Source organism: Rhodococcus wratislaviensis, assembly GCF_041228765.1.
Taxonomy (GTDB): Bacteria; Actinomycetota; Actinomycetes; order Mycobacteriales; family Mycobacteriaceae; genus Rhodococcus_F; species Rhodococcus_F wratislaviensis.
Genome location: NZ_CP150488.1, coordinates 3,704,550 through 3,719,982, shown reverse-complemented (window position 1 = coordinate 3,719,982; position 15,433 = coordinate 3,704,550). Strand labels below are relative to the sequence as shown.

17 protein-coding genes and 1 tRNA gene are annotated in these 15,433 nt (G+C 66.4%); 9 read left to right on the top strand and 9 right to left on the bottom strand.

The window, feature by feature from the left end; genetic code table 11:
- Positions 1-273: 273 nt before the first annotated feature.
- A complete protein-coding gene (locus WKC72_RS17095) occupies positions 274-465 on the top strand; it encodes a hypothetical protein (RefSeq protein WP_112299504.1) in 192 nt (63 codons plus the stop codon).
- Between the two features lie 4 nt (positions 466-469).
- Here the strand turns inward: WKC72_RS17095 and WKC72_RS17090 are convergent, their stop codons facing one another.
- Positions 470-667, bottom strand: coding sequence for a hypothetical protein (locus WKC72_RS17090; RefSeq protein WP_037226529.1), 198 nt, complete (start codon positions 665-667; stop codon positions 470-472).
- 135 nt (positions 668-802) lie between these two features.
- Between WKC72_RS17090 and WKC72_RS17085 the strand changes: the two genes are divergently transcribed.
- Positions 803-1,318, top strand: a complete 516-nt coding sequence (locus tag WKC72_RS17085; protein ID WP_112299503.1) for a GbsR/MarR family transcriptional regulator — start codon at positions 803-805, stop codon at positions 1,316-1,318.
- Positions 1,311-1,571: a hypothetical protein gene (locus WKC72_RS17080; RefSeq protein ID WP_037226679.1), complete on the top strand. Its 261-nt coding sequence runs from the start codon at positions 1,311-1,313 to the stop codon at positions 1,569-1,571. The genes WKC72_RS17085 and WKC72_RS17080 overlap by 8 nt, the downstream gene beginning before the upstream one ends.
- Before the next feature lie 98 nt (positions 1,572-1,669).
- On the opposite strand, the gene WKC72_RS17075 is transcribed toward WKC72_RS17080, so the two are convergent.
- From WKC72_RS17075 to WKC72_RS17060, 4 genes are all read right to left on the bottom strand, one after another.
- Positions 1,670-1,741 (bottom strand) — tRNA-Val (locus WKC72_RS17075).
- A 32-nt stretch (positions 1,742-1,773) separates the two neighbouring features.
- Positions 1,774-2,238 (bottom strand): peroxiredoxin, encoded by a 465-nt coding sequence (locus tag WKC72_RS17070; protein ID WP_005247827.1) that lies wholly within the window; start codon positions 2,236-2,238, stop codon positions 1,774-1,776.
- A gap of 40 nt (positions 2,239-2,278) precedes the next feature.
- Entirely contained in the window at positions 2,279-2,704 is a 426-nt protein-coding gene (locus WKC72_RS17065) for a DUF3052 domain-containing protein (RefSeq protein ID WP_005247829.1), read from the bottom strand.
- A gap of 168 nt (positions 2,705-2,872) precedes the next feature.
- Positions 2,873-3,409 (bottom strand): hypothetical protein, encoded by a 537-nt coding sequence (locus tag WKC72_RS17060; protein WP_037226527.1) that lies wholly within the window; start codon positions 3,407-3,409, stop codon positions 2,873-2,875.
- Between the two features lie 224 nt (positions 3,410-3,633).
- Here WKC72_RS17060 and aceE point away from each other — a divergent pair, with 224 nt between their 5' ends.
- The 6 genes from aceE (at position 3,634) to WKC72_RS17030 (ending at position 12,086) form a co-directional block, all read left to right on the top strand.
- The gene (gene aceE, locus WKC72_RS17055) at positions 3,634-6,489 is read left to right on the top strand and encodes a pyruvate dehydrogenase (acetyl-transferring), homodimeric type (protein ID WP_112299502.1); all 2,856 of its coding nucleotides are present in this window, start codon (positions 3,634-3,636) and stop codon (positions 6,487-6,489) included.
- Positions 6,490-6,564: 75 nt separating this feature from the next.
- A complete protein-coding gene (locus tag WKC72_RS17050) occupies positions 6,565-7,836 on the top strand; it encodes a CdaR family transcriptional regulator (RefSeq protein WP_005261202.1) in 1,272 nt (423 codons plus the stop codon).
- A gap of 127 nt (positions 7,837-7,963) precedes the next feature.
- On the top strand, positions 7,964-8,881 hold the full coding sequence (locus WKC72_RS17045; RefSeq protein ID WP_037226523.1) for an ACP S-malonyltransferase: 918 nt from the start codon (positions 7,964-7,966) through the stop codon (positions 8,879-8,881).
- Between the two features lie 106 nt (positions 8,882-8,987).
- Entirely contained in the window at positions 8,988-9,299 is a 312-nt protein-coding gene (gene acpM / locus WKC72_RS17040) for a meromycolate extension acyl carrier protein AcpM (protein ID WP_005247839.1), read from the top strand.
- 8 nt (positions 9,300-9,307) lie between these two features.
- Positions 9,308-10,558: a KasA/KasB family beta-ketoacyl-ACP synthase gene (locus WKC72_RS17035; protein WP_005247840.1), complete on the top strand. Its 1,251-nt coding sequence runs from the start codon at positions 9,308-9,310 to the stop codon at positions 10,556-10,558.
- A 94-nt stretch (positions 10,559-10,652) separates the two neighbouring features.
- Positions 10,653-12,086: an acyl-CoA carboxylase subunit beta gene (locus tag WKC72_RS17030; protein WP_112299501.1), complete on the top strand. Its 1,434-nt coding sequence runs from the start codon at positions 10,653-10,655 to the stop codon at positions 12,084-12,086.
- 69 nt (positions 12,087-12,155) lie between these two features.
- On the opposite strand, the gene WKC72_RS17025 is transcribed toward WKC72_RS17030, so the two are convergent.
- The 4 genes from WKC72_RS17025 to WKC72_RS17010 all read right to left on the bottom strand — a co-directional run bounded on the left by WKC72_RS17025 (position 12,156) and on the right by WKC72_RS17010 (position 15,411).
- A complete protein-coding gene (locus WKC72_RS17025) occupies positions 12,156-12,665 on the bottom strand; it encodes a DUF3145 domain-containing protein (RefSeq protein WP_005247843.1) in 510 nt (169 codons plus the stop codon).
- A gap of 125 nt (positions 12,666-12,790) precedes the next feature.
- Complete coding sequence (locus WKC72_RS17020; RefSeq protein WP_370183544.1) at positions 12,791-13,609, bottom strand: serine hydrolase domain-containing protein; 819 nt, start codon at positions 13,607-13,609, stop codon at positions 12,791-12,793.
- Positions 13,610-13,654: 45 nt separating this feature from the next.
- A complete protein-coding gene (locus WKC72_RS17015) occupies positions 13,655-14,782 on the bottom strand; it encodes an NDMA-dependent alcohol dehydrogenase (protein WP_005247847.1) in 1,128 nt (375 codons plus the stop codon).
- Between the two features lie 110 nt (positions 14,783-14,892).
- A complete protein-coding gene (locus WKC72_RS17010) occupies positions 14,893-15,411 on the bottom strand; it encodes a DinB family protein (RefSeq protein ID WP_268790116.1) in 519 nt (172 codons plus the stop codon).
- Positions 15,412-15,433 lie beyond the last annotated feature (22 nt).

The following is a 15,433-nucleotide window of genomic DNA, read 5'->3' as shown; positions in this document are numbered from 1 at the left end:
CCACTCCGCCGGTAGCTGCGATCGACGCACCCGTCCCGGTCGGAATGTCGGATTCCTGAAACTCTGCTGAGTATCTCGCCAAGCGCCCTTTCCTGCGCCTACCATGGTAAATGCCGCCTCGTTCCCCCCATTCAGGGGCGGCGCACGGCCCCGCCCTGCTCACATCTTCGGTGCTGACTCAACACACCCACGTGGCCCGGCGGGGTTCTGCGCGTCCGCTGGAAATTCGTGTGAGGCATTGGTTTCGCCGACTGCGCCTGGGACGATCGAGAGGTGTGCAGCGACCTGACGAAGCTCGGCGACGACGAACTGCTCGCCCGGCTGGACGAGCACCGAGCCCTGCTCGGCGAGTCGATCGCGAACGACTACGGCTGCGAAACGGTCCGCGGAGTCACCAGCCGGATCACAGAATTCGAGGCCGAACTCGATCGCCGCGGCTCCGCGACCACGCGAGACGCGACCTGACGGGCTACGTGCGGGACCTGCGGCTCGTGGCGGGAGCGGACCAGAGCCCGCTCACTTCCCCGCCTTCCTCGTAGCGGTCGATCTTCACGATGCCCGCCCCGGGTTCGGTGGGCCGGTGCGTCTCGTTGACGGCCTGGAAGTCTGATTCGAAGGTCTTGTCGCTCGACGTGCCGTTGCGCAGCGTCACCTTGTACCTGGGCATGTCAGGAATATGCCACTGCAGGCGAAGCTCTGGGCGCTGAACAGGTTAACTCCACGAAACCGGTCACCGCACCGCAGCTGAACTGAAATGACACACATCTGTGTCATTTCAGTCAGAACTGCTATCTTCGGTGTTGTGCCGTCCGACACACAGCTGATCTTCGCCGACCACGTCGGCCGCTTCTACGCACGCCGGTACGGATTCCCGCCGATGGCGGGTCGGTTGCTGGGGTATCTGTTCGTCTGCGATCCGCCGCAACAGACGATCGACGAACTGGGCGAGGCGTTGCTGGCGAGCCGGAGCGCCATCACCGGAGCGGTCAAACTGCTCGAGGGCTATCGGATGGCGCGGCGGACCCGTGTCGCCGGTGAGCGGGTGGACCGGGTGAGCCTGGACCCGGCCAGTCAGCAACCGCAGAACTTCGATTCCGCCCTCCACCGGGAGCATGCGGCGCTGTTCCGGGAGGGACTGGCGTTGCTGGCCGACGCTTCACCCGAACGCCGCGCCCCGCTCGAGGAGATGGTCGCGCTTGCCGACTTCCTCAGCGAGCGACTTCCGGCTCTTCTGGACGAGTGGCACACGCATCGTGACGAACTCCGAGATCGGCACACGAGGAAACTCGATCGAGAAGAGGATGTACATCATGACTGAATCCGAACTGTCCGCCCTGCGCGAGCGTGCCGGCAACGGTGATTCGACGGCGCTCGACATTCTCATCGAGCTCGCCGGCGAGCGGGGTGACATGGACGAACTCCGGCGCCTCGCCGACAACGGCAGCTCCGACGCGGCCGACCAGCTCATCGAACTGGCCACCGAACTCGGCGACATGAACGAGCTCCGGCGCCTCGCCGACAACGGCAACATCACCGCCGCCGAGCAGCTCATGGAACTCACCGAGGAGTGAGGCGGGTGCGCGGCAGCCGAACGCGGGCAGCCGGTGAACACCGGCATCGAGAAAGCCCCGACCTGCGCGGAAACGCGGGTCGGGGCTTTGCCTGACGGTGGGCGCGGAGGGTTTCGAACCCCCGACCGCTGGTGTGTAAAACCAGAGCTCTACCACTGAGCTACACGCCCGAACATCCGGCGAGAACCTCGCCGGATGCGCATCAGGACTCTAGCGTGGCGAGCGCTTTCTCCCAAGCTCCCTGGTCACGGGCCTCTCCGGGCCCGTTCATCTCGGCGAACCGGATGACGCCTTCCTTGTCGATGACGAAGGTGCCGCGGTTCGCGAAGCCCAGCTTCTCGTTGAAGACGCCGTATTGCTGCGCGACCGCACCGTGCGGCCAGAAGTCGGCGAGCAGCGGGAAGGTGTATCCCTGCTCGGCAGACCAGATCTTGTGTGTCGGCGACGCACCGACGGAGAGCGCGAGAATCGCAGTCTCGTCGTTCTCGAACTTCGGCAGTTCGTCGCGAACCTTGCAGAGTTCACCCTGGCACGTTCCGGTGAACGCGAGGGGGTAGAACACGAGCAGGACGTTCTTCTTTCCGCGGTAATCGGAAAGCGTCACTTCCTGATTGTTCTGGTCCTTGAGGGTGAAATCGGGGGCGGTGGTGCCCACCTCGAGCGGCATGACGTGATCCTTCGGTGAGTGAACGAAAAGGTGAGGCTGTTCAGCGCTTGTTCGCGGGACGCGACTTCGGCTGAACCAGACGGCTTCCCGACCAGTCCCCGAGGTTTGCCGCCGACGTCTGGGTGAGACCCGCTGTAGGTGCGGACTCGGCGATCTCGCTGGGCTCCACGTGACCGGGCTGACCGGTCTTGGGGGTGAGGACCCACACGAATCCCTCGTCGGCCAGAGGGCCGATGGCATCCATGAGGGCGTCGACGAGGTCTCCGTCTTCGTCGCGCCACCACAGCAGCACGACGTCGATCACCTCGTCGGAATCCTCGTCCAGTAGTTCTCCACCGATGGTGTCCTCGACCGCGGCACGCAGGTCGTCGTCGGTGTCCTCGTCCCAGCCCAGTTCCTGTACCGCCATGTCGGCAGTGATCCCGAGTTTCTGAGCGTAGTTTTGGGCGTCCGCCGCGGCGACCACGGTGGGGTCCTCCTTTTGTTGACGGTGCTCGGATACCCGAACACCTGCCGGATGAAGATCAATTAGGTGAAAGCGAACATGCTCGAACGCTTTCGCGCAAGCCGACCGCGCGAATTTTTCTCAGAAAGTAGTGATGCGTGGTCATCGACCGAGCCTACGGTGCGGGAGTCACGATGTGGGGCAGGCTGCCCGAATCGAGTCGCTGAGCTCGTCTCCACGGCTGGCGAGCGTGTTCAGAATGTCTCCGCGCTGCCCGCCGTCGACGGCGGCCGCGAGTTCCCGATAGTTGTTTGCGTAATCGGTCAGCAGTCCGGTCAGCTCGGCGGGAAGAGTGGGGGTGGCGGCATTCGCCCCGTCGGCCGCCGCCCGGAGTGCCGCCGCCGCGGCGCTCGCCTTCGCGCCGGTATCCGCGGCATCGGCGTTGGCGGCGTCGATGAAGGCGTTGTAGGTGTCGATGGTGTCGCCGGCACGGTTCACGAACATCGTGCACTGCTCCACGAGCGCGTCCCGCTCGGCCGCGGCCTTCTGAGAGGACGACGCGGCGACCGATGAGGACGTCGCCTCCGCGGCGTACTCGGCGGCCTGGGAATCGTTCTGCTGCGCTGTCCCCTCGATCGCGCCGCCGCATCCGGCGATGACCGCCACACCGACGATCGCCGCGACGGCAGCACTCGCCGGCCCCCAGCGGCGCGTCGACGTGCGCATTCGTCTCCCCCATGTTTTCGACGACATCGATAAGTTCAACATTCGGCCCCGGATCTGCGCAAACGCTACCGGAGAGTAACCCGAACACAGTGTGCCGACTGCGCCGCGATGGTGAAAGATGAGGGTCGCGCCATATTCATAAAGGAGATGGGTCGGGCCTAACAAGGCCGCGATCGCATGGAGAGGACGCCACACCGCGCGTCCCACCACAATGAGGAGCAACGTTGTCAGACCTGATCCAGGGACCCGCGTCTCAACCGGATTCCGCCACACCCGGCGCCGGAGCGGCCCAACCTTCCAACCCCAGTGCGACCCCGGGTTCCGACGGCCGCGTTCGCGTCATCCGTGAGGGTGTTGCGTCTTATCTGCCGGATATCGACCCGGACGAGACCACGGAGTGGTTGGAATCGTTCGATGGACTGTTGGACCGGTCCGGACCGACCCGTGCCCGGTATCTGATGTTGCGGATGCTCGAGCGGGCCGGGGAGAAGCACGTCGCCTTGCCGGCGTTGACGTCGACCGATTATGTGAACACCATCCCGACGGAGAACGAGCCGTGGTTCCCCGGCGACGAGGAGACCGAGCGCCGGTACCGGGCGTTCATCCGGTGGAACGCGGCGGTGATGGTGACCCGTGCGCAACGGCCGGGGGTCGGGGTCGGTGGCCACATCTCGACGTATGCGTCGTCGGCCGCGCTGTACGAGGTGGGGTTCAACCACTTCTTCCGCGGCAAGGACCATCCCGGTGGTGGGGATCAGATCTTCATCCAGGGCCACGCGTCGCCGGGCATCTATGCCCGCGCCTTTTTGGAGGGGCGGATCCCGGCGGAGCGGATGGACGGGTTCCGGCAGGAGCACTCGCACGCCGATCAGGGCGGTGGGTTGCCGTCGTACCCGCACCCCCGGCTGCTGCCGGATTTCTGGGAGTTCCCGACCGTGTCGATGGGGTTGGGCCCGATGAACGCGATCTACCAGGCCCGGTTCAACCATTACCTGCACGACCGCGGCATCAAGGACACCGCCGATCAGCATGTGTGGGCGTTCCTCGGGGACGGGGAGATGGACGAACCGGAATCGCGGGGTCTGGCGCATGTGGCGGCCACCGAAGGTCTGGACAATTTGACGTTCGTGGTGAACTGCAACCTGCAGCGCCTCGACGGCCCGGTCCGCGGCAACGGCAAGATCATCCAGGAGCTGGAGTCGTTCTTCCGCGGCGCCGGCTGGAACGTGATCAAGGTGGTCTGGGGCCGCGAGTGGGACGCGTTGTTGCACGCGGACCGGGACGGTGCCCTGGTCAACCTGATGAACGTCACCCCGGACGGTGACTACCAAACGTATAAGGCCAACGACGGCGGGTACGTGCGCGAGCACTTCTTCGGGAGGGATCCGCGGACGAAGGAACTGGTCGCGAACCTGTCCGATCAGGACATCTGGAACCTCAAGCGCGGCGGGCACGACTACCGCAAGATCTACGCCGCGTACGCGGCGGCGATGGCGCACAAGGGGCAGCCGACGGTGATCCTGGCGCACACCATCAAGGGCTACACCCTGGGCAAGCACTTCGAGGGCCGCAACGCCACCCACCAGATGAAGAAACTGACCCTGGATGATCTGAAGAATTTCCGGGACCTGCAGCGCATCCCGATCTCCGACGAAGAGTTGGAGAAGGACCCGAAGATGCCGCCGTACTACCACCCCGGCACGGACGCCCCGGAAATCCAGTACATGCTCGACCGGCGGAAGGCGTTGGGTGGGTTCCTGCCGCAGCGCCGCACCAGCCCGGCGCCGTTGCCGCAGCCGGCGGACTCGACCTACGACGTGGTCCGCAAGGGCTCCGGTAAGCAGCAGGTCGCGACCACCATGGCGTTGGTGCGGATCATGAAGGAGTTGTTGCGGGACAAGGAGATCGGCAAGCGGATCGTGCCGATCATCCCGGACGAGGCCCGCACCTTCGGGATGGACTCCTGGTTCCCGTCGCTGAAGATCTACAACCGCAACGGGCAGCTGTACACCGCGGTCGACGCCGATCTGATGCTGGCCTACAAGGAGTCGGAGATCGGGCAGATCCTGCACGAGGGCATCAACGAGGCCGGCTCGACCGCCTCGTTCACCGCGGTCGGCACCTCCTATGCCACCCACGGTGAGCCGATGATCCCGCTGTACATCTTCTACTCGATGTTCGGGTTCCAACGCACCGGCGACGGCCTGTGGGCGGCGGCGGATCAGATGGCCCGCGGCTTCGTCCTCGGCGCCACCGCCGGCCGCACCACACTGACCGGCGAGGGACTCCAGCACGCCGACGGGCACTCGCTGCTGCTGGCGTCGACGAACCCGGCCGCCGTCGCCTACGACCCGGCGTTCTCCTACGAGATCGCGCACATCGTCAAGGACGGGCTGCGCCGGATGTACGGCGGCACCGAGGGGGTCGACGGGTTCGGCGGCGAGGACATCTTCTACTACATCACCCTCTACAACGAGCCCTACACCCAGCCCGCCGAGCCCGCCGACCTGAACGTCGAGGGCCTGCTCAAGGGCATGTACCTGTTCAAGAAGTCCGAGGCATCCGGCCCGAAGGCGCAGATCCTGGTCTCCGGTGTCACCATGCCCGAGGGCCTGCGCGCCCAGCAGCTGCTGGCCGACGACTGGGGTGTGGCGGCGGACGTGTGGTCGGTCACCTCCTGGGGTGAGCTGCGCCGCGAGGGCATCGAACGGGAGCAGCAGGCGCTGCGCGACCCCGGCACCGACGCCCCGCTGCCGTACGTCACGCAGGCGTTGTCCGATGCCGCCGGCCCGTTCGTGGCGGCCTCGGACTGGATGCGCGCCGTCGCCGACCAGATCCGTCAGTGGGTCCCCGGCTCGTACACCACCCTCGGCACCGACGGGTTCGGGTTCTCCGACACCCGCCCCGCCGCCCGCCGGTACTTCAACGTCGACGCCGAATCCATCGTCGTCGCCGTGCTGTCCGCCCTCGCCGGCGAAGGCACCCTCGACCGCTCCAAGGCCGTCGAGGCCGCCAACCGGTACCGCATCGACGACGTCCGCGCCGCGGCCGTCTCGTACACGGATACCGGCAGCGCGTAACGCCGACATCCTCACCCACCGCCGCCCGTGTGTCCGTCGGACAACACGGGCGGCGGTGGGCGTAGGTTCTTGACTATGGTCGAGCAGAGTCCGTTGGTCTCCCGCAGACGACAAACCCGGGATCCGTTGCCCGACGCACTGTTGCGTCGCGTCAAACAGTTCTCCGGTCGCCTCTCGACCGAGGCCGTCACGACGATGCAGGATCAACTGCCGTTCTTCGACGACCTCGACGCCGCTCAACGCTCCAACGTGCAGTTGCTGGTTCAGACGGCGGTCGTCAACTTCCTCGAGTGGCTCAAGAATCCGGACAGCGACATCCGGTTCAGCCTGGACGCGTTCCAGGTGATTCCGCAGGATCTCGCGCGCAGGCTCACCCTCAGCCAGACGGTGGACATGGTCCGCGTGGCGATGGAGTTCTTCGAGCAGTGGCTCCCGGCGCTCGCCCGCAACGACCAGCAGCTGATCGCCCTCACCGAGGCCGTCCTCCGCTACGGTCGCGAACTGGGTTTCGCGGCCGCCTCGGTGTATGCGAGTGCCGCGGAGTCCCGCGGTGCGTGGGACACCCGGCTCGAGGCACTGGTCGTCGACGCCGTGGTCCGTGGTGACACGGGCTCGGACATGTTGTCGCGGGCGGCGACTCTCAACTGGGACGCCACCGCCCCCGCCACCGTCATCGTCGGCACTCCCCCCGAGGACGAGCGGGTCTCCGTCGTCGGCACGGTGCACACCATCGCGCAGAAGCACGGCCGCGCCGCCCTCGCCGTCGTGCAGGGTTCGCGGCTCGTGATGGTCGTCAGCGGGGAGCTCCAGGAGGGGTCGGGGCACTCGAGTTTCATGACCGACCTGCTCGGCAAGTTCTCGGACGAGCCGGTGATCATCGGGCCGACCACGCCGACGCTGGGCGCGGCTCATTTCAGTGCCGTCGAGGCGCTCGCCGCGATGCAGGCGGTCGCAGGCTGGCGGGGCGCCCCTCGGCCCGTCCATGCCGCCGAGTTGCTACCCGAGCGCGCACTGCTCGGGGACAACGCCGCCGTCACCGCTCTGAACGACCATCTGGTCGCGCCGCTGGCGGCCGCCGGAGGTGTTCTCACCGACACCTTGGACGCATATCTCGACTGTGGAGGTGCGGTTGAGACTTGTGCCCGGCAGCTGTTTGTTCATCCAAATACTGTGCGGTATCGACTCAAGAGAATCGCGGAAGTCACCGGTCGCGATCCGACGAATCCGCGGGATGCGTATGTACTCAGAGTGGCTGCCACGGTGGGTCGATTGACACATTCCCATAACGAACCCATATCACGTTTAACACCAGTCACACCCTTCCCATTCGGAGAAGCAGGGCTGTAACGAACGTCTGTCCAGATTCGATGCGAGGACCCCACGTGCAATTTTGTGGGAACCCAACAAATCCGCCGACGAAGGTTCATCCGCAACGACATCTCGCAGCACGCCGTTGACGGTGTTCTCTTGAAGAGTGATTTCGTTGCTCGCCCCGGGTCAGGGCTCTCAGACTCCCGGCATGCTCATCCCTTGGTTGGAGCTGCCGGGTTCTCATGACCGTGTCGCACTGTGGTCGAAGGCTGCCGGCCTCGACCTCGTCCGCCTCGGTACCACCGCGACAGCGGAGGAGATCACCGACACGTCGGTGACTCAGCCCCTCGTCGTGGCCGCCGCACTCCTCGCCTTCGAGGAACTCGACGCGCGTGGCCTGGTTCCCGCAGACACCATCGCGGCCGGACACTCGGTCGGTGAACTCGCCGCAGCCGCGGTCGCCGGAGTCCTCTCCGCCGACGACGCCGTCGCACTCGCCGCCGTCCGCGGCGCGGAGATGGCGAAGGCCTGCGCACTCGAACCGACCGGCATGTCCGCGGTCCTCGGGGGCGACGAGACCGAGGTGCTCGCCCGCCTCGACGAACTGGGCCTCGAACCGGCCAACCGCAATGCGGCGGGCCAGATCGTCGCTGCAGGTCTGCTGTCGGCGCTCGAGGAACTCGCCGCCAACCCGCCGGAGAAGGCGCGGGTTCGCGCTCTTCCCGTCGCAGGCGCGTTCCACACCCGGTTCATGGCTCCCGCGCAGGAGGCCGTCACCGAGGCTGCGTCCAAGATCACACCGGGGGAACCCACCCGCACTCTGCTCTCCAACGCCGACGGTGCACCGGTCGCATCCGGAGCCGACGCACTGACTAAACTGGCCGCGCAGGTAACCCGACCTGTGCGTTGGGACCTGTGTACCGCAAGCCTGCGGACCGCTCAGGTCTCCGCGATCGCGGAACTTCCACCAGCCGGAACCCTCGTCGGTATCGCCAAGCGTGAAATGCGCGGCACTCCGACTCTGGCACTCAAGACCCCGGGGGATATCTCCGCACTAGCCGAACTGACAGAACTCGGCTAGTTTGCTGCGCGCACCTCGGTGCGTGCAGGGCCCGCAGGCGCGGCCGATGGGGACGTGCCTGCACAACTCCAGATACATCTACACCGAATCAGAAGGGAGCCACTCAGTGGCCGCCACCCAGGAAGACATCATCGCCGGACTCGCGGAGATCATCGAGGAGGTCACCGGTATTGAGCCGTCCGAGGTGACCATCGAAAAGTCTTTCGTCGACGACCTCGACATCGACTCCCTCTCCATGGTTGAGATCGCCGTCCAGACCGAGGACAAGTACGGCGTGAAGATCCCCGACGAGGATCTCGCCGGACTGCGCACCGTCGGTGACGCCGTGTCCTACATCCAGAAGCTCGAAGCAGAAGGTGGCGCCGACGCGGAGGCCGTGAAGGCGAAGCTCGAAGCTGCCAAGAACGACGAGGAGTGAGCTCAGCCGTGACTTCCGCCTCGACCAACGGGAAGCAGTTCCCCAACATCGTCGTCACCAGCCTCGCGGCCACGACGTCGATCGCTGGTGACGTGGATGCCACGTGGAAAGGCCTGTTGGCCGGCGAGAGCGGCATCGACACCATCCGGGAAGCCTTCGTCACGGAGAACGACCTTCCGGTGACGATCGGCGGCAAGCTCAAGGTGTCGCCCGACGAGTCGCTGTCCCGGGTCGAGATCCGCCGGATGAGCTTCGTCGAGCGGTTGGCGCTCGTCCTGGGCCGTCAGGTCTGGGAGAACGCCGGCAGCCCGGAGGTCGACAAGGATCGCCTCGGCGTCGTGATCGGCACCGGACTGGGCGGCGGCGAAGCTCTGATCGACGCCGTCGAGAAGATGAAGGCCGGCGGGTACCGCAAGGTGTCGCCGTTCGCCGTCCAGATGGTGATGCCCAACGGTCCGTCGGCCACCGTCGGACTCGAGCTCGGGGCCCGCGCCGGAGTGATCACTCCCGTGTCGGCCTGCTCCTCGGGTTCCGAGGCCATCGCCCATGCGTACCGCATGCTGGTGATGGGCGACGCGGACATCATCGTCGCCGGTGGTGTGGAGGGTTACCTCGACGCCGTGCCGATCGCGAGCTTCGCGATGATGCGCGCGCTGAGCACCCGCAACGACGATCCGAAGGCGGCTTCGCGGCCGTTCGACAAGGATCGTGACGGCTTCGTGTTCGGTGAGGCCGGAGCGATGATGGTCCTCGAAACCGAGGAGCACGCCAAGGCTCGCGGTGCCACCATCCACGCCCGTCTGCTGGGCGCGGGAATCACCTCCGACGGGTTCCACATCGTCGCTCCCGATCCTTCGGGTTCGGGCGCTGCGCGGGCCATGACGAGGGCGATCGAGACTGCTGGATTGACGAAGACGGACATCCAGCACATCAACGCGCACGCCACGGCCACTCCGATCGGTGACACGGCGGAGGCGAACGCCATCAAGGCTGCCGTCGGCAACCATGCCGCGGTGTACGCACCGAAGTCCGCGTTGGGGCACTCGATCGGCGCCGTCGGTGCGCTCGAGGCGGTGCTCACGGTCCTGAGTCTGCGGGACGGAGTCATTCCGCCCACGCTGAATCTCGAGAATCAGGATCCAGAGATCGACCTGGATGTCGTCAAGGGCGAAGCCCGTTACGGCGAGATCGATTTCGCGATCAACAACTCGTTTGGTTTCGGTGGGCACAACGTCGCGCTCGCCTTCGGCCGGGCCTGACAGCCGGTCCTGCTAGATCGCGGGTGGAGACCCCTTCTCTGAAGGGGTCTCCACCCATCGACAGCCCACCCGGGCCCGCCACAAGGAGGACGCGATGACAATCTTGGCACCCGCGACTAAGTCCGATGCGTCGATCGATCCGCGCGATCCCCTTGCGCGCCTGGAGAAGCTGTTCGACGCCGGGACCGTCGTCCCTCTGCATCCGCGTGACAAGTCCGGTGTGCTGGCCGCGTCCGGCAACATCGACGGTGTCCGCACCATCGCCTACTGCTCCGATGCCACCGTCATGGGCGGCGCCATGGGTGTCGAAGGCTGCAAGCACATCGTGACGGCGATCGACACCGCCCTCGAGGAGGACGCCCCGATCGTGGGTCTCTGGCACTCGGGTGGCGCGCGTCTCGCCGAGGGCGTCGAGGCCCTGCACGCCGTCGGACTGGTCTTCGAGGCCATGGTCCGCGCGTCCGGCCGCGTCCCACAGATTTCCGTCGTCCTCGGCTTCGCGGCCGGCGGTGCGGCGTACGGTCCCGCGCTGACCGACATCGTCATCATGGCGCCGGAGGCCCGCGTCTTCGTCACCGGCCCGGACGTGGTCCGCAGTGTCACCGGTGAGCAGGTCGACATGGTGTCACTCGGCGGTCCCGACACGCACACGAAGAAGTCGGGGGTCGCGCACATCGCCGCCCACGACGAGGGCGACGCCCTGCACCGGGCACGCCGCCTCGTGTCGATGTTCTGTGAGCAGGGCGATTTCGATCAGGCCGCGGCCGCGCACGGCGACACCGATCTCCGCGCACTCATGCCCGAGTCCGCGAAGCGCGCCTACGACGTCCGTCCGATCGTTCACGAACTTCTCGACAACGTCGAGGGCGAGTCGAGTTTCGAGGAACTGCAGGGCAATTACGCCCGCAGCATCGTCACCGGTCTCGGACGCCTCGGTGGCCGCACCGTCGGTGTCATCGCCAACAACCCGCTCCGCCTGGGTGGCTGCCTCAACTCGGAGAGCGCCGAGAAGTCGGCACGTTTCGTCCGGCTGTGCAACGCATTCGGCATCCCGCTCGTGGTGATCGTGGACGTTCCCGGCTACCTCCCCGGTGTGAGCATGGAATGGGAAGGCGTCGTGCGCCGCGGCGCCAAGCTGCTCCACGCGTTCGCCGAAGCCACCGTTCCCCGCGTGACGGTCGTGACCCGCAAGATCTACGGCGGGGCGTACATCGCCATGAACTCCCGCGCGCTCGGCGCCACCGCCGTCTACGCGTGGCCCGATGCGGAGGTCGCTGTCATGGGCGCCAAGGCCGCCGTCGGCATTCTGCACAAGCGCGCCTTGGCCGCAGCGCCGGAAGAAGAGCGTGAGGCCCTGCACGAGCGTCTGGCCGTCGAGCACGAAAGCATCGCCGGTGGCGTCGACCGTGCTGTCGCGATCGGTGTCGTGGACGAGGAGATCGACCCGGCCAAGACGCGCAGCGTCATCACCGCCGCCCTCGCTGCGGCTCCCTCCACCCGCGGCGACCACAAGAACATCCCGCTGTGATCTGAGCTCTGTTCGAGAGAAGGCCCCCGCCGTTGTGGCGGGGGCCTTTTCGCGTCCGTGAGGCGGGTGTCAGCCGACGTCCCGGCGCAGCCAGGTGACCTCGGCGCCTTCTCCGCCGCTGCGGAACGGCTCGAGCGCCTCGTCCCAGGCGGTTCCGAGTGCATAGTCCAGTTCGGCGGCGATGTCGCCCCCCGCTTGCATCAGTGCCCGCAGGCGCATCTCCCCGACGACGACATCGCCGTTCGCGCTGGTGGACCCGTGCCACAGGCCCATCCCGGGCACGTGGCTGTACCGTTCGCCGTCCACGCCCTCACTGGCGTCCTCGGTCACCTCGAAGCGCAGCATCGGCCAGGCGCGAAGCGCGTTGACCAGCCGCGAGGCGGTGCCGACAGGCCCCACCCAGCTGGTGGTCGCGCGCAGAACGCCGTTGGAGGCCGGCTGCGAGGTCCATTTCAGGTTGGCTCGGCAGTCGAGGGTCGCGGTCAACGCCCACTCGATATGGGGGCACAACGCGGCGGGCGACGAGTGGATGTAGACCACACCAGCCGTCGCGTCCGCGAACTGATTCAATGCGCGCACTCGAGCCTCCTGCTTCGACGAGGGACGTCTTCCCCAACGGCCTCAGTCGGTGTGTGCAGCACGCTCGGTTGACCAGTGTGCCTTGTGATGCCTGTGTTGCGCCAGTGATTCGAGCAATCGGTGTGTCATCGTCTACTGCGTTCCGAGAGGATACCGTCGCTCAGCTCGGTCCACAGGGGCTTGGCCCAGTCACCGAAATCCCGGTCCGTCAACGCCACGCAGGCCAGTCCGGCGGCCGGATCGACCCACAGGAAGGTACCGGCCTGCCCGAAGTGGCCGAACGTCTGCGGCGAGTTGCTCGTGCCCGTCCAGTGCGGGCTCTTGCCCGAACGGATCTCGAACCCCAGCCCCCAGTCGTTGGGCCGCTGTGAGCCGTATCCGGGCAGAATTCCGTCCAGCCCGGGAAACTGCACGGACGTGGCGTCCGTGAGCGTCTGGGGCGAAATGAGGGCCGGGCGGAACAGCTCTGCTGCGAACCGGCCGAGATCACCGGCCGACGCCTGCGCTCCGTGGCCGGCAGGCCCGACGAGCGCGGACGCGCCCATCGACAGTGGAGCGAAGACGGATTCCGCGACATAGTCGGCGAAGTCGATCGACGTCTCGGCGGTGAGGAAGTCGGCGAGCACCTCGTAGCCGGCGCTGGAGTAGATTCGCTTGCGCTCCGGCGCCGTCTGCACACGGTTCGCGTCGAATGCGAGACCCGACGCGTGCGCCAGCAGATGACGCACGGTCGAGCCCTCCGGGCCTGCGGGCTGGTCGAGTTCGACGGCCCACTCCTCGGTGGCCACCAGTACCGCGTACGCGCAGAGCAGTTTGGTCACCGAGGCCAGGGGGAAGACGCGCCGCTGGTCGCCGTACTCGCCGATCACCCCTTCGTCGCGCGACAGGACCACCGCCGCAGCGTTGTCCACGGGCCATCGGGCAATCTGATCGAGACTCTGCACCCGGTCAGCCTACGAGAGCGGCCCGCGGTCAGCTGCGGCGAGCCGTCACCAGTCGGCTTCGGTGTACCGGATGACGCCGCGAATGTTCTTGCCGTCGAGCATGTCCTGATACCCGTCGTTGACGCCTTCGAGGGTGTAGGTGCGGGTGATCATGTCGTCGAGGTTCAGCTGCCCCGACTTGTACATGGCCAGCAGGTTCGGGATCTCGACCCGGGCGTTTCCGCCGCCGAAGATGGTGCCCTTCAGGTCCTTCTGCAGCATCGAGAAGAGGAACAGGTTCAGCTTGACGTCCATGTCGGTCATCGCGCCCATGGCCGTGACGACGCACGTGCCGAACTTGCTGGTGAGCAACAGGGCTTCCTCGACGTATTCGCCGTGCATCTCCCCGACCGTGATGATCGTCTTCTGCGCCATCAATCCGTTGGTGAGCGCGATGATCGGCTCGATTGCGGCCGCGGCACTCTCGAACGCGTGGGTGGCACCGAACTTCAGCGCCTGTTCCCGCTTCCACGGCACCGGGTCGATGGCGAAGATCTGACGCGCTCCGGACGCCACCGCGCCCTGCAGTGCACTCATGCCGACGCCGCCGACACCCATGATGACGACGGATTCGCCCGGCTTCACCTCCGCCATCCGCGTCGCCGAACCCCACCCGGTGGGTACGCCGCAGCCGACGAGGGCGGCGACGTCGAAGGGAATGTCCTTGTCGATCTTCACGACCGAAGTCTCGTGCACGACCATGTAGGGCGAGAACGTCCCGAGGAGACACATCGGGATGACGTTCTCCCCGCGCGCGTGGATGCGGAAGGTGCCGTCGCTGATCGCCAGTCCGCTCAGGAGTCCCATTCCGAGGTCACAGAGATTCTGGTGTCCCGCCGAGCACGCCGGACAGCGTCCGCACGCGGGCACGAACGAGAGCACCACGTGGTCGCCGACTTCGAGATCCTTCACCTCCGGCCCCAGCTTGGTGATGACGCCGGACCCTTCGTGACCGCCCATCACCGGGAAGGACGCCATCGGCATCGAACCGGTGACGATGTGGTGGTCGGAGTGGCACATTCCGGCGGCTTCCATGCGAATCTGCACCTCGCCCGCAACCGGATCGCCGATCTCGATCTCCTCGACCGACCACGGCTCGTTCAGGCCCCACAGGATCGCACCCTTGGTCTTCATGTGACTCCCAACCCTTCATTCATGTCTGCGCATCTGCTGATGTGACGATAGACACAAACGGGCCGAATTGGAACACGTTCTACCGAATCGGGTCCGGGAATCCGAAACTGTTACCCCGACACGTCGTGGAGGTGGTGGATCGGATCGTGGACGAAGTACCTGGCCAGCGACTCCACCGTGAACGATGCGCCGTCGCTCCGCCGCCCGGTCCGCACCCGCAGTTCCGGCGCGACGGCCTCGAAGTCGTCCGCCACCGACGCGCCCGCCGCACGCAGTTCGGCGTCCACGACGGCCGGATCCTGCTCGTTGTAGCGCTCGGCGACCGCGGTCTCGTCCTGATCCCAGTTCGGGAACAGTGGATCCGTCTCATCGAGGATGAGCCGGAGCCGGACGTCGAAGATCCGGAACACGTCGCGAACGTGTGCGGCGTACTCGAGCGCCGACCACGTCTGCTCGTCCGGCCGGACCGTCACGTCGGGGCGGGTGAGGACCGGCGACCATGCCTCCGCGTTCTCCCGGACCAGACCCGGGATGTCCTCGTACCGGGTTGCCGCCGAGTCGAACCCGCAGTCGGGGCATGCCCGGTCCAGGACCCAGGTCCAGTTCTTCGTGTCGGGAGTGATCGCCATGGCGGTCATCGTAGAACGGCCA

Excerpts from the sequence above, each read along its gene's own strand:
- WKC72_RS17090 (WP_037226529.1), bottom strand. The coding sequence starts at position 667 with ATGCCCAGGTACAAGGTGACGCTGCGCAACGGCACGTCGAGCGACAAG.
- WKC72_RS17080 (WP_037226679.1), top strand. The coding sequence starts at position 1,311 with ATGACTGAATCCGAACTGTCCGCCCTGCGCGAGCGTGCCGGCAACGGT.
- WKC72_RS17070 (WP_005247827.1), bottom strand. The coding sequence starts at position 2,238 with ATGCCGCTCGAGGTGGGCACCACCGCCCCCGATTTCACCCTCAAGGAC.
- WKC72_RS17060 (WP_037226527.1), bottom strand. The coding sequence starts at position 3,409 with ATGCGCACGTCGACGCGCCGCTGGGGGCCGGCGAGTGCTGCCGTCGCG.
- WKC72_RS17050 (WP_005261202.1), top strand. The coding sequence starts at position 6,565 with ATGGTCGAGCAGAGTCCGTTGGTCTCCCGCAGACGACAAACCCGGGAT.
- WKC72_RS17030 (WP_112299501.1), top strand. The coding sequence starts at position 10,653 with ATGACAATCTTGGCACCCGCGACTAAGTCCGATGCGTCGATCGATCCG.
- WKC72_RS17015 (WP_005247847.1), bottom strand. The coding sequence starts at position 14,782 with ATGAAGACCAAGGGTGCGATCCTGTGGGGCCTGAACGAGCCGTGGTCG.
- WKC72_RS17010 (WP_268790116.1), bottom strand. The coding sequence starts at position 15,411 with ATGGCGATCACTCCCGACACGAAGAACTGGACCTGGGTCCTGGACCGG.